At 59.9% G+C, this 13,211-nt stretch carries 11 protein-coding genes and 1 pseudogene; 10 read left to right on the forward strand and 2 right to left on the reverse strand.

Going from position 1 to position 13,211, the window contains the following annotated elements; genetic code table 11:
* Positions 1-205: 205 nt before the first annotated feature.
* Together tynA and paaZ are read right to left on the reverse strand one after the other, a co-directional pair.
* Positions 206-2,473, reverse strand: coding sequence for a primary-amine oxidase (tynA, locus tag AB2B48_RS05655; protein WP_368301055.1), 2,268 nt, complete (start codon positions 2,471-2,473; stop codon positions 206-208).
* A gap of 200 nt (positions 2,474-2,673) precedes the next feature.
* Positions 2,674-4,719 carry a phenylacetic acid degradation bifunctional protein PaaZ gene (paaZ, locus tag AB2B48_RS05660; RefSeq protein WP_368301056.1) on the reverse strand — a complete coding sequence of 682 codons (2,046 nt, stop codon included), beginning with the start codon at positions 4,717-4,719 and terminating at the stop codon, positions 2,674-2,676.
* Between the two features lie 285 nt (positions 4,720-5,004).
* Here paaZ and paaA point away from each other — a divergent pair, with 285 nt between their 5' ends.
* The 10 genes and pseudogenes from paaA to pcaF all read left to right on the forward strand — a co-directional run bounded on the left by paaA (position 5,005) and on the right by pcaF (position 13,187).
* Complete coding sequence (gene paaA / locus AB2B48_RS05665) at positions 5,005-5,937, forward strand: 1,2-phenylacetyl-CoA epoxidase subunit PaaA (RefSeq protein WP_333010812.1); 933 nt, start codon at positions 5,005-5,007, stop codon at positions 5,935-5,937.
* Between the two features lie 11 nt (positions 5,938-5,948).
* Positions 5,949-6,236 carry a 1,2-phenylacetyl-CoA epoxidase subunit PaaB gene (paaB, locus tag AB2B48_RS05670; protein ID WP_368301057.1) on the forward strand — a complete coding sequence of 96 codons (288 nt, stop codon included), beginning with the start codon at positions 5,949-5,951 and terminating at the stop codon, positions 6,234-6,236.
* 7 nt (positions 6,237-6,243) lie between these two features.
* Entirely contained in the window at positions 6,244-6,999 is a 756-nt protein-coding gene (gene paaC / locus AB2B48_RS05675) for a 1,2-phenylacetyl-CoA epoxidase subunit PaaC (protein ID WP_368301058.1), read from the forward strand.
* 12 nt (positions 7,000-7,011) lie between these two features.
* Positions 7,012-7,512 carry a 1,2-phenylacetyl-CoA epoxidase subunit PaaD gene (paaD, locus tag AB2B48_RS05680; protein ID WP_185666263.1) on the forward strand — a complete coding sequence of 167 codons (501 nt, stop codon included), beginning with the start codon at positions 7,012-7,014 and terminating at the stop codon, positions 7,510-7,512.
* A gap of 7 nt (positions 7,513-7,519) precedes the next feature.
* Positions 7,520-8,590 (forward strand): 1,2-phenylacetyl-CoA epoxidase subunit PaaE, encoded by a 1,071-nt coding sequence (gene paaE, locus AB2B48_RS05685; protein WP_333500251.1) that lies wholly within the window; start codon positions 7,520-7,522, stop codon positions 8,588-8,590.
* Positions 8,587-9,354 carry a 2,3-dehydroadipyl-CoA hydratase PaaF gene (gene paaF, locus AB2B48_RS05690; RefSeq protein ID WP_368301059.1) on the forward strand — a complete coding sequence of 256 codons (768 nt, stop codon included), beginning with the start codon at positions 8,587-8,589 and terminating at the stop codon, positions 9,352-9,354. Before paaE ends, paaF begins: the two co-directional genes overlap by 4 nt.
* A 2-nt stretch (positions 9,355-9,356) precedes the next feature.
* A complete protein-coding gene (paaG, locus tag AB2B48_RS05695) occupies positions 9,357-10,145 on the forward strand; it encodes a 2-(1,2-epoxy-1,2-dihydrophenyl)acetyl-CoA isomerase PaaG (RefSeq protein ID WP_185666266.1) in 789 nt (262 codons plus the stop codon).
* 3 nt (positions 10,146-10,148) lie between these two features.
* Positions 10,149-11,567, forward strand: a complete 1,419-nt coding sequence (locus AB2B48_RS05700; RefSeq protein ID WP_368301060.1) for a 3-hydroxyacyl-CoA dehydrogenase — start codon at positions 10,149-10,151, stop codon at positions 11,565-11,567.
* Entirely contained in the window at positions 11,560-11,982 is a 423-nt protein-coding gene (paaI, locus tag AB2B48_RS05705; RefSeq protein WP_185666268.1) for a hydroxyphenylacetyl-CoA thioesterase PaaI, read from the forward strand. Before AB2B48_RS05700 ends, paaI begins: the two co-directional genes overlap by 8 nt.
* Positions 11,982-13,187, forward strand: a pseudogene (pcaF, locus tag AB2B48_RS05710) (3-oxoadipyl-CoA thiolase). The gene paaI and the pseudogene pcaF overlap by 1 nt, the downstream one beginning before the upstream one ends.
* Positions 13,188-13,211: the final 24 nt, after the last annotated feature.

Below are 13,211 nucleotides of genomic sequence, written 5' to 3' on the forward strand. Positions count from 1 at the left end.
TGCCGTTGCTATGCGGCTGGGCGGTGCCAGATTGAGGATGACGATAGCGTATTTTAGAACGGCGGGAAAACAAAAGTTTAACGGGTTGACATTGGGTGCGGTCCCGGCGGCGCTGCGCTTGGCCGGGCTACAATCGAATATAGCCCAGACGCTGCTCAGGGCATAAAAAAACGGCCTCATCTCTGAGGCCGTCTTACATCACAACTTACTTCTTCTTCTCGCCCAGCGTCGGGGTCTCGTCAAAGAAGTTCCACGGTTTCAGCAGCGCGTGGGCCCACTCGGTTGGCATAATCGGCCACTCTTCGGCGCGCGCCACGTGGGTGGTGCCGGTGGTGATCCACACTACATCATCGTGGTTGGTCAGTGACTCATTATCCTTCGCGTACTGGCCGAGGCCGGTATCGTGCACGGAACGGTTAGGGTATTTCCCTTCCGGATAGCGCTCTTCCTGATGATAACGGGTCACCCACAGCTGTTTATCCATAAAGCTCAGGCGGTGGTAAATCCACTCGTCTGGGGCAAACTTCGCGCCGGTTGCTGCCGGGTGTGTACCGCCAGCGTAAGGGATAATCTGGTAGGAGACCGGGTTACCCATACGGTTTTCTTTGGTGGTGTTGCTCAGCAGACGAATCGTACCTGGGTCGAATTTCTGCGCCGCTTTCTGCTCGCTGTCGATGGTGTACTGGTTCACCTGCATGGTACTGGTACGCGGGCCGCCAGATGTGTTCGGCTTCACTTCCGGGTCCATCGCCACCAGGCTGTTATTTTCGCCGTCCACGTCGAGGTCGAGGCGGAAGTTGTAAATATGCTGGTGGGTGGTGCCGACGATATTATGGTCGATCAGCGTGCCATAACGGGTATCGTCTTTGGCGCTTGGGTCGTGCATGGTCTTCGCCTTCACGCCCTTAACCGCTTCAATACCGGTCGCCCCGGCATCGATGCCGATGGTGCCATTTTCGTGGAATACCCAGTCGAAGATGTAGTCGTAGTTACCCACGGTACTGATCCAACGAACCACCAGTTCACGACGCTCGGTGCTGACGTTCGGCTGGCCCATCTCCTGGTGCTTATATTCCGGCCCGGCGTAGCGTTCGAATACTGCCACGGCGCGAGGAATAGTGGTTGGCGTACCGGTGTAGTCGGCAATGGTCTCATCCAGCAGCACGGCGTTGTTCGGCGCATCTTTGCCGCGCGCGATTGGCGAGGTCAGGGTGCCCATGCCGTAGTCGCCGGAGTCCAGATACGCTTTGAAGTACCAGCCCACGTCCGGGTCGCCATAAGGCACGATCATCCCGCCCAGCGATCCTTCGTACATCACCTGGCGCTTGGTGCCATTGTCGTTATAGGTCACGGTGGAGAGAATTGGCCCCACGCGGGAGTTCAGGCGCAGGTGGAAGTCCCAGTTCTGCCAGTGGATCATATCGCCGGTGATGGTGTAGTTTTTGCCTTCCGGCTCGATGATATCCAGCGGTTTCACCGATTTAGCGACGCGGTCACGGCCATCAAACGGACGGGACTCCATCGGCACCGGAATCACCGGGCCTTCTTCAATCTTGATGATTTTTTTCTGCTCAAGGTCAACCACCGCCACCAGGTTTTCGATCGGGTGCGCCCAGTAGTTGCCATCGCCGGTATCCAGATAGCTCACCACTTTCAGCAGACGCGCGTCCTGTTTCAGGCCATCTTTGCCGTCGAAGTAGCCGACGGTCAGTGGGGTGGTGATCACTTTGGTGGTGTCTTTGATACCGTGTTTTTTCAGCACGTCAGCAAATTCGGTGCTGGCGTTGATGATGTTTTGCACGCTGACGAAGTCGTCAATCAGCACCATGCCGTGCGCGTCTTTAATCGGTTTCCAGGAGAGGACTTTTTTGTTCTGCAGGTCAACCACGGCTTCAATCACGTGTTTGCCATCCAGCATCACCACGTCGGCGGTGCGCGGGGCGTTAACTGGGGTGCCTTTTAAGGCGAATGCCCACACCGCCTGTTTGTCCGGCTCGTGCAGGGAAATTTCGGTAAAGCGAGTGTTTGGCTGGAACTCTGGTGCGGCCTTCACGATGGTGACCGCTTCGCTGATTTCAGCGGAAGAGAGCGAGTTCAGCGGGTGAGGCACTTTCTCAACCTGGAAGGTTTGATCGAGACCAGACTGGAAAACGTCGTTGATAAAGGTATCTGACACCCACGCTTTACCGTCCTTCATCACTACCGGCACCTGCAGGTTCAGGGTTTTGCCGTTGACGATGGCGGTTTTCGCGCCCGGTTTTACCTTCACGAACGCGCCGTCTTTAATCAGCGTGTACATCTGTGCGTAGTCATCCCACTGAACGTCCGCGCCGAAATCCTGCAGGGTTTTGTCCATTGGAACCATATGCGCTTCGCCGCCGTGGGCGAAGGCCGGAGCTTGCCAGGCGCAGAACAGGGCGACGGCCAGCGCCAGCGCTGTTTTACGGTTTGAACGAATCGAGCCTTTTGACATTGTGACCTCATTTTATCGTTATGTTGTGCCTTGCCGCTGCTACTTCGGCTTCAGTCTCTTAAGCTAACAGCGGAACGTCACGAAGCGTTTGCTTGCGCTTGCCAGGTTGTTTGTCAGTTTTGCCAGTTACAAAAAATGCCTCCGCAGAGGCATTGGGTTTTCATGTGGGGCATTCCCGGCGTCGGCTGCACATCGAGACCTTACGCTGGGAAATCCCCGTGCTGACGCGCAACCAGCGTCAGAATCGAGTACAGCGCTACCGCCTGCTGATGCTGATTGAAAATCTCCACCGACCATTCCACCACGCCAGTGGCTTTCTCTTCGGCGTTGCGCTGGCGCTTGACCGTTTTACGCTTACAGGTCAGGCGCACCTGGATGGTGTCGCCCGGCTTAACCGGCTCGATAAAGCGCAGGTTTTCCATACCGTAGTTGGCGATAACCGGGCCGACGCCCGCGTCAACAAACAGACCGGCCGCTGCGGAAATCAGGAAGTAGCCGTGCACCACGCGCTCGCCGAAAATGGAATCGGCTGCGGCAATCTTGTCCATATGGGCATAGAAGTGGTCGCCGCTGAGGCAGGCAAAGTTGACGATGTCCGCTTCGGTCAGGGTACGACGCGGGGTCAGCAGGCTATCGCCCGGCTGGATCTCTTCGAAGTACTTACGGAACGGGTGAATACGGTCTTCCACCACCTGCGCGCCGCGCACCCATTGCTGGCTAACCGCGGCGAGCATGGTTGGGCTGCCCTGAATGGCGGTGCGCTGCATGTAATGTTTCACCGCGCGCAGGCCGCCCAGCTCTTCGCCGCCGCCCGCACGTCCCGGGCCGCCGTGTACCAGCTGCGGCAGCGGGGAACCGTGGCCGGTGGATTCTGCTGAGGATTCTTCGTTCAGCACCTGAATACGTCCGTGAGCGCGAGCTGCACCGAGGATAAACTCGCGCGCCAGCTCGCCGCTTGCCGTTACCAGCGTGCCTGCCAGGCTACCTTCACCTGCGCGGGCCAGCGTCATCGCATGTTCGGTATTCTGATACGGCATCAGGGTGGCAACCGGGCCAAAGGCTTCAATCGCATGTACCGCTGAAACCTCATCCGGCTGCGCGCAGAACAGCAGCGTTGGCGGGAAGAAGGCCCCGGCGGCGCTGAGATCCGCGTTGCCGCCCAGCAGCACCTCGCAACCGGCTTCCACCAGACGGTTAACGTTGTCCTGCACGTCCTGACGCTGATCGCTGTTGACCAGCGAACCCATCTTCACGCCTTCCTGCGCCGGGTCGCCGACCACCACTTTTTGCAGACGGGCTATTAATGCGTCGCTCACCGCTTTTACCTGTGCCTGCGGCACGATAATGCGGCGGATAGCGGTACATTTTTGCCCGGCCTTGGTGGTCATCTCACGCACGACTTCACGGATAAACAGCGCAAATTCCGGCTGTTCTGGTGTGACATCGTCGCCCAGCACGCAGCAGTTCAGCGAGTCCGCTTCCATGGTGAAGGGGACAGACTTCGCCACCAGATTCGGATGCACGCGCAACTGCTGCCCGGTATGCGCCGAGCCGGTAAAGGTCACCACGTCCTGGCTGTCGAGGTGGTCGAGCAGGTCGCCCGCGCCGCCGCAGATAAGGCTAATGGCGCCGTTCGGCACCAGGCCGCTGTCGATAATCGCTTTCACCATCGCCTGAGTCAGCTGGGCGGTGGCGGTGGCTGGTTTGATAATCGCAGGCATCCCGGCAAGCCAGGTCGGTGCCAGCTTCTCTAACATGCCCCAGCAAGGGAAGTTAAAGGCGTTGATGTGCACCGCGACGCCGGACTTTGACGTCAGCACGTGACGAGCGGCAAAGCCGCCCTGTTTGGACAGCGGGATCAGCTCGTCTTCCGGCCACAGCACATCGTCCGGCAGCTCGCGGCCGCCCAGGCTCGCGTAGGTGAAGAGGGTGCCGATACCGCCTTCGATATCCACCCAGCTATCGCCGCGCGTGGCGCCGGTCTCAGCGGAGATAGCGTAGAAATCGGCCTTCAGCTCCATCAGATGTTTAGCGACCGCTTTCAGCATCGCGCTGCGTTCAATAAAGGTCATCGCCTGAAGCGCTTTGCCGCCGTGCTCAATAGCGAAGCGACGCGCCTGCGCCATATCCAACCCTTCGCTTGTCACGTCCCACAGCGGTTCGCCGCTGATGGCGTGGTGAATGGTGCGGGCACGGCCCCGGCCGGTTTGCCAGGTGCCGGACAAATAGCTGGCTAACTGCTGCATGGTGTTTCTCCAGATATGTTACGTAAACCTGCCTTTAATAGTTCTTTTCTGAATCATGAAAAGCAAGCCTGATTTTAATAATTTATTAACAATGCGATCGCAGACACTTTACGTGTATTGATTATGATTCGGTTTCACTGCGATAAATCAACGGGGATTGCGGTGCGCATCACAAAATTCACAAACAAAATTTGTGGTTTTATTTAACTAAGATGTAACTTTTATAAAACAACATGATTCACAAAAATTGATTTGTTGAATTTATCGGAATCATAAGGTGATGACATGACAACAGAAGAACAACGCTTTGACCAGCGCATCGCGCAGGATACCGCCATCGAACCGCAGGACTGGATGCCGGACGCGTACCGCAAGACGCTGATCCGCCAGATTGGCCAGCATGCGCACTCGGAAATCGTCGGCATGCTGCCGGAAGGCAACTGGATCACCCGCGCCCCAACGCTTCGCCGCAAAGCGATTCTGCTGGCGAAGGTGCAGGACGAAGCCGGGCATGGCCTCTACCTCTATAGCGCGGCGGAAACGCTTGGCTGCGCCCGTGAAGATATCTACCAGAAGATGCTCGACGGGCAGATGAAGTACTCCTCCATCTTTAACTACCCAACGCTCACCTGGGCGGATATCGGCGTGATCGGCTGGCTGGTCGATGGCGCGGCGATCGTCAACCAGGTGGCGCTGTGCCGTACTTCCTACGGCCCGTATGCCCGGGCGATGGTCAAAATCTGCAAAGAAGAGAGCTTCCACCAGCGTCAGGGATTTGAAGCCTGTATGGCGCTGGCGGCGGGGAGTGAAGAGCAGCGTCAGATGCTGCAGGACGCCATCAACCGTTTCTGGTGGCCGGCATTAATGATGTTCGGGCCGAGCGATGACAACTCGCCGAACAGCGCCCGCAGCATGGCGTGGAAAATCAAACTGCATTCCAACGATGAACTGCGCCAGCGCTTCGTCGACAACACCGTTCCGCAGGTCGACATCCTCGGCATGAAGGTGCCGGACGCTGACCTGCAGCTGGATGAGGCCACCGGTCACTATCGCTACGGCGAAATCGACTGGCAGGAACTGAATGAAGTCATCAACGGGCGTGGCATCTGTAACCACGAACGTCTGGGCGCCAAGCGCAAAGCCTGGGAAGAGGGGGCATGGGTGCGCGAAGCCGCGCTGGCTCATGCTGAAAAACAACGCGCTCGCGATGCTGCCTGAGGAGAAAAAGAATGAGCAAAACATACTGGCCGTTATACGAAGTGTTTGTCCGTAGCAAACAGGGTCTGTCGCACCGTCACGTAGGCAGCCTGCACGCCGCCGATGATCAAATGGCGCTGGAAAATGCCCGTGATGCTTACACCCGCCGCAGCGAAGGCTGCTCTATCTGGGTGGTGAAGGCGAGCGAAATCGTCGCTTCACAGCCGGAAGAAAGCGGTGAGTTTTTCGATCCTGCCGAGAGCAAGGTCTATCGCCACCCGACCTTCTACACCGTGCCAGACGGCATGGAACATATGTGAGGCAACGATGAACACGCAAAACCCCGTTGCAACCTACGCACTGCGTCTTGGCGATAACGGCCTGGTGCTGGCCCAGCGTTTAGGCGCCTGGTGCGGCCACGCGCCGGAGCTGGAAATTGACCTGGCGCTGGCCAACATCGGCCTCGACCTGCTGGGTCAGGCGCGCAACTTCCTGAGCTACGCCGCCGAACTGAACGGCAGCGGCGACGAAGATACGCTGGCCTTTGGCCGCGATGAACGTCAGTTCAGCAACGTGCTGCTGGTCGAACAGCCGAACGGCAACTTCGCCGACACCATCGCCCGTCAGTTTTTTATCGATGCCTGGCACGTGGCGCTGTTCAGCCGCCTGGTCAACAGCCGCGATGCGCAGATTGCCGCCATCGCCGCCAAAGGGCTGAAAGAGGTGCGTTATCACTTGCGCTTTAGCCGCGGCTGGCTGGAGCGTCTGGGTAACGGCACCGAGTACTCCACGCAGTTAATGCAGCAGGCGGTCAACAACCTGTGGCGCTTCACCGGCGAGCTGTTTATGGCCGACGAGCTGGATATCAGCCTGAGCGAGCAGGGCATCGCCGTTGACCCACGCGAATTAGAGGCCGAATGGCAGACCACGGTACACACCGCGCTGCTCGATGCCGGTCTGCACATCCCTGAAGAAGCGGCGTTCCGTCGCGGCGGCAAGCAGGGGCTGCACAGCGAACATCTCGGGCCGATGCTGGCAGAGATGCAGTATTTACAGCGGTCGTATCCCGGCCAGCAGTGGTAGCAGGAGGTGGCTATGCAACGTCTCGCCGCAATCGCCCCCCCGGAGGTTCGTACCGTCTGGGGATTGTTAAGCGCCATTCCAGACCCGGAAGTCCCGGTGCTGACCATTACCGACCTCGGCATGGTGCGCCGCGTTGAGCGTCACGGCGACGGCTGGGTGATTGGCTTTACGCCAACCTACTCGGGTTGCCCGGCCACCGAACACCTGCTGGGTGAAATTCGGACGGTGATGGCGGAGCACGGCTATACGCCGGTGCATATCGTGCTGCAGCTCGACCCGCCGTGGACCACCGACTGGATGAGCCCGGATGCCCGCGAGCGTCTGCGCCAGTACGGTATCAGCCCGCCGCAGGCCCACGCCTGCCATGCCGACGAGATGCCGAAGGATGTGGTGTGTCCGCGCTGCGGCAGCACCCATACCTCGCTGATCAGTGAATTCGGTTCCACGGCCTGTAAAGCGCTGTATCGCTGCGACAGCTGCCGCGAACCCTTTGATTACTTTAAATGTATTTGAGGCTGCGATGACAACATTTCATTCGCTTACCGTGGCAAAGGTCGAACCGGAAACCCGTGATTCGGTCACTATCACTTTTGCCATTCCCGACGCGCTGCGTAGCGTTTACGCCTTCCGTCCGGGCCAGCACCTGACGCTGAAAACCCGCCTCGGCGGGGAAGAATTACGCCGCTGCTACTCCATCTGCCGCAGCCGTTCACCGTCTGAAATCAGCGTGGCGGTCAAGGCCATCGACGGCGGCCGTTTCTCCCGCTATGCCCAGAGCGATATCCAGCAGGGCATGGAGCTTGAGGTGATGGTGCCGCAGGGCCACTTTGGCTACCAGCCGCAGGCCGAGCGTGAAGCCGAATATCTGGCGATTGCCGCCGGTTCCGGTATTACGCCGATGATGGCGATTATCGAAGCCACGCTTGCCACCGAACCGGCCAGCCAGTTCACCCTGATTTACGGCAACCGCAGCAGCCACAGCATGATGTTCCGCCAGGCCCTGGCCGACCTGAAAGACCGCTACCCGCAGCGTTTGCAGGTGGTGCATCTGTTCAGCCAGGAGTCGATGGACAGCGACCTGCTGCAAGGGCGTATCGACGGTGAAAAGCTGCATGCGCTGGGCAAAACGCTGCTTGATTTCAGCCGCTTTGACGATGCCTTTATCTGCGGCCCGTCGGTGATGATGGACGAAGCCGAAGTGGCGCTGCGCGAACTGGGCGTGCCGGAAAAATCCATTCACCTCGAACGCTTCAACACGCCAGGCACCAGCGTGAAACGCGCCACCGGCGTGCAGGCTGAAGGCCGCACGGTCACCATTCGTCAGGACGGTCGCGATCGCCTGATTTCGCTGAACGCCGAAGATGACAGCATTCTCGATGCCGCGCTGCGTCAGGGCGCTGACCTGCCGTTCGCCTGTAAAGGCGGCGTCTGCGCCACCTGCAAATGCAAGGTGGTGAGCGGTGAAGTGGCGATGGCCGCCAACTACAGCCTCGAAGCCGATGAAGTGGCAGCGGGCTATGTGCTGAGCTGCCAGGCGCTGCCAACCAGCGGCGACGTGGTGGTCGACTTTGACGCGCGGGGGATGGCATGAGCGAACTGCTGATTACCCGTCACGGCCGCGTACTACAACTGACGCTGAACCGCCCGCAGGCGCGTAATGCGTTAAACAACGCGCTGTTGACACAGATTGCCGAGGCGCTGGAAAGCGCGGCAGCGGACGCCAGCATCAGCGTATGCGTGATTAGCGGCAACCCGCGCTACTTCGCTGCCGGTGCCGACCTCAACGAAATGGCGGAAAAAGACTTGCCCGCCACCTTCGACGATAGTCGTCCGCGTCTGTGGGCGCGCATCGATGCCTTCAACAAGCCGCTGCTGGCGGTGGTGAACGGCTACGCGCTGGGCGCGGGCTGTGAGCTGGCGCTGCTGTGCGACCTGGTGATTGCTGGCGATAACGCCCGCTTTGGCCTGCCGGAAATTACCCTCGGCACCATGCCGGGGGCAGGCGGTACGCAGCGTCTTATTCGCAGCGTCGGCAAAGCGCTGGCCAGCCGCATGGTGCTGAGCGGCGAAAGCATTGATGCCGAACGCGCGCAGCAGGCCGGGCTGGTGAGTGATATTCACCCGGCGAACCTCTCCGATGAATACGCGCTGAAGCTGGCGGCGACCATCGCCAGCCGCTCACCGCTGGCGCTGCGGGCGGCAAAACAGTCGCTGCGTCTGGCGCACGAGGTGGGTTTGCAGGCCGGTCTGGTGCAGGAACGCCAGCTGTTTACGCTGCTGAGCGGTACCGAAGATCGTCGTGAAGGCATCAATGCCTTTTTAGAAAAACGCACGCCGGAATTTAAAGGACGCTAATCGTGGATGCATTCATTCTCAGCGAAGTGGAACAGGGTGTGATGACCATCACCCTGAACCGCCCGGATCGACTCAACAGCTTTAACGATGTGATGCACCAGCAGCTTGCCGACTGCCTGAAACAGGCCGAACGCGACGACACCATCCGCTGCTTGCTGATTACCGGCGCCGGACGCGGTTTTTGTGCCGGGCAGGATCTGAACGACCGTAACGTTGATCCAAGCGGCCCTGCGCCGGATCTGGGCATGTCGGTAGAACGCTTTTACAACCCGCTGGTGCGCCGCTTAGCCGCGCTGCCCAAACCGGTTATCTGCGCCGTGAACGGCGTTGCCGCCGGTGCCGGTGCCACGCTGGCGATGGGCTGCGACATCGTGATTGCCGCGCGTTCAGCGAAGTTTGTCATGGCTTTCAGCAAGCTCGGCCTGGTGCCGGACTGCGGCGGAAGCTGGGTGCTGCCGCGCGTTGCCGGTCGCGCCCGCGCCGTTGGCCTGTTGATGCTCGGCGATAACCTCAGCGCCGAACAGGCCGCGCAGTGGGGGATGATCTGGCAGGTAGTTGATGATGCCGAACTGAAAGACACCGCGCTGACCATGGCACGCCATTTCGCCACCCAGCCGACCTACGGTCTGGGGCTGATCAAGAAAGCCTTACAGCTTTCTGAAACCAACTCGCTGGATGAGCAGCTTGAGCTTGAACGCGACTACCAGCGCATGGCCGGTCGCAGCGACGACTATCGCGAAGGCGTCAGCGCCTTCCTCGCCAAACGTCCACCACAGTTCAGCGGGAAATAAGCCATGAGCCAGACTCTTCACACCGTCGCCGTGATTGGCGGCGGCACCATGGGTGCCGGGATTGTTGAAGTGGCGGCCAGCGCCGGGCACGCAGTGCTGCTGTACGACATTTCCGCCGATGCGGTTACTCGCGCCATCGACGGCATTGCCCAGCGCCTGCACGCCCGCGTTAGCCGCGGCAAAGTCAGCGCCGAGCAGGCACAGGCGCTGCTGGCACGTATTACCCCAGCAACCGAATTAACGCAGCTTGCCGACGCCCAGTTGGTGATTGAAGCCGCGTCCGAGCGGCTGGAGATTAAAAAGGCACTGTTCAGCGAGCTGGCGGAGATTTGCTCCCCGTCAACGCTGCTGACCAGCAACACCTCGTCCATCTCGATTACCGCGATTGCGGCGGGCATCAAACACCCAGAACGCGTGGCGGGGCTGCACTTCTTTAACCCGGCACCGGTCATGAAACTGGTGGAAGTGGTGAGTGGCCTTGCCACCTCAACGGAAGTGGTCGAGCAACTTTGCCAGTGCGTCACCGCCTGGGGCAAACAGCCGGTGCGCTGCCGCTCCACGCCAGGCTTTATCGTTAACCGCGTGGCGCGTCCGTATTACGCCGAAGCCTGGCGCGCGCTGGAAGAGCAGGTGGCATCAGCGGAAGTGATTGATGCCGCGCTGCGCGACGGCGGCGGTTTCCCGATGGGGCCGCTGGCGCTGACTGACCTTATCGGCCAGGACGTGAACTTCGCGGTGACCTGTTCGGTGTTTAACGCTTTCTGGCAGGACCGCCGTTTTCTGCCATCGCTGCTGCAACAGGAGCTGGCGCTGGCGGGGCGTCTGGGCAAGAAGAGCGGTCACGGCGTCTATCGCTGGCCGGTGGAAAATCAGCCCGAACTGGCGCTGGCTGCCGTTTCTGCTGACCGCGCGGCGAAGATTGTCAAAAGTGACGTTGTCACCGAATTAGACGATGTGCTGCTGTTGGAAACCACCGGTGAAACCGCGCTGGCCTTAAGCATGCAGTACCAGCGCCCGGTGGTGGTGTATGACCATGCGACGGGCGATACCGTCGTGCTGGCAGGTGCACCAACCAACCCGGATTCCGCCACCGATAAAGCGGTGTACTACTTCCAGCAGCAGGGCAAAAAAGTACTGCGTATTGCCGACTACCCAGGGCTGCTGGTGTGGCGCACGGTAGCGATGCTGGCGAACGAAGCGCTGGATGCGGTGCAAAAAGGCGTTGCTAACGCAGACGATATTGATACCGCGATGCGCTTAGGGGTGAACTACCCGCGTGGGCCGCTGGCCTGGGGCGAATCGCTTGGCTGGGGGCGCGTGCTGCGTCTGTTGGAAAACCTACAACAGCACTATGGCGAAGAACGCTATCGCCCCAGTGCGCTGCTGCGCCAGAAAGCGCTGATGGAGATGCGTCATGAGTAATGAAGCCTGGCGCAACGCCCGCGCCATGTACGAGAAAGACACCTGCGCGCAGGCGCTGGGGATTGAAATTATTGAGATGGACGACGGCTACGCGCAGATGACGATGACCGTGTCGCCCTCGCAGCTAAACGGCCATCAGACCTGCCACGGCGGACAGTTATTCACGCTGGCGGATACCGCTTTTGCCTACGCCTGCAACAGCCAGGGGCTGGCGGCGGTGGCGTCGGCTGCCAGCATCGATTTTCTGCGCCCGGCCTTTGCGGGAGAGAAATTAACCGCCACCGCGCGGGTAAAGCAGCAGGGCAAACTGACCGGCGTGTATGACATTGAAATCGTCAACCCGCAGCAAAAAACCGTAGCGCTGTTTCGCGGCAAATCGCACCGCATCGGCGGCACTATTACAGGAGAAGTCTAATGCGTGATGCGTTTATTTGTGACGGTATTCGTACCCCGATTGGCCGCTATGCGGGCGGGCTGGCCGGGGTTCGCGCCGACGATCTGGCGGCGATCCCGTTGCGTGAGCTGTTGAGCCGTAACCCGAAGTTAGACCCAACCTGTATCGACGACGTGATTTTCGGCTGTGCTAACCAGGCCGGGGAAGATAACCGTAACGTCGCGCATATGGCGACGCTGCTGGCGGGTTATCCGTACGGCGTTTCCGGCACCACCATTAACCGCCTGTGCGGTTCCGGCCTTGATGCGATTGGTTTCGCCGCGCGGGCCATTAAAGCGGGCGATGCGGACCTGATGATTGCCGGTGGCGTAGAGTCGATGTCCCGCGCGCCGTTTGTGATGGGCAAGGCGACCACGCCATATCAGCGTCAGGCCGAGATGTTTGATACCACTATCGGCTGGCGTTTTGTGAACCCGCTCATGCAGCAACAATTTGGTACTGACAGCATGCCGGAAACGGCAGAGAATGTAGCGTAATTGTTAAACATCAGCCGAGCCGACCAGGACGCCTTTGCTTACCGCAGCCAGCAGCGCACCGCCAAAGCGCAACGTGACGGCATTCTGGCGCAGGAAATTGTGCCGGTGCAAATCATCGGTAAGAAGGGCGCGGTCAGCGCGGTGCGTGAAGATGAGCATCCGCGTGCGGAGACCACCCTGGAGCAACTGGCCTCGCTGAAAACGCCGTTCCGCAAGGGCGGCGTGGTGACAGCAGGTAACGCCTCCGGCGTGAACGACGGGGCGGCAGCGCTGATTATCGCCAGCCAGCAGCAGGCCGCCGCGCAGGGTTTAACGCCGCGCGCCCGTATTGTCGCCATGGCGACCGCGGGCGTTGAACCGAAGTACATGGGGCTTGGGCCGGTTCCGGCGGTGCGTAAAGTGCTGGAGCGCGCCGGGCTGAATATTAACGATATGGACGTGATTGAGCTGAACGAAGCCTTTGCCGCCCAGGCGCTGGGCGTGCTCAGACAGCTTGGACTGGCGGACGACGCGGCGCACGTGAATCCCAACGGTGGCGCCATCGCCTTAGGCCACCCGTTAGGCATGAGCGGCGCGCGACTGGCGCTGGCAGCGACGCTGGAGCTGGAACGACGCAATGGACGCTATGCGCTGTGTACGATGTGTATTGGCGTGGGTCAGGGCATTGCCATGATCCTCGAGCGAGTGTGAGCTAATTGACCTGCGAGTACCCTA

The sequence above is a fragment of the Kluyvera sichuanensis genome (assembly GCF_040930405.1).
Classification (GTDB): domain Bacteria; phylum Pseudomonadota; class Gammaproteobacteria; order Enterobacterales; family Enterobacteriaceae; genus Kluyvera; species Kluyvera sichuanensis.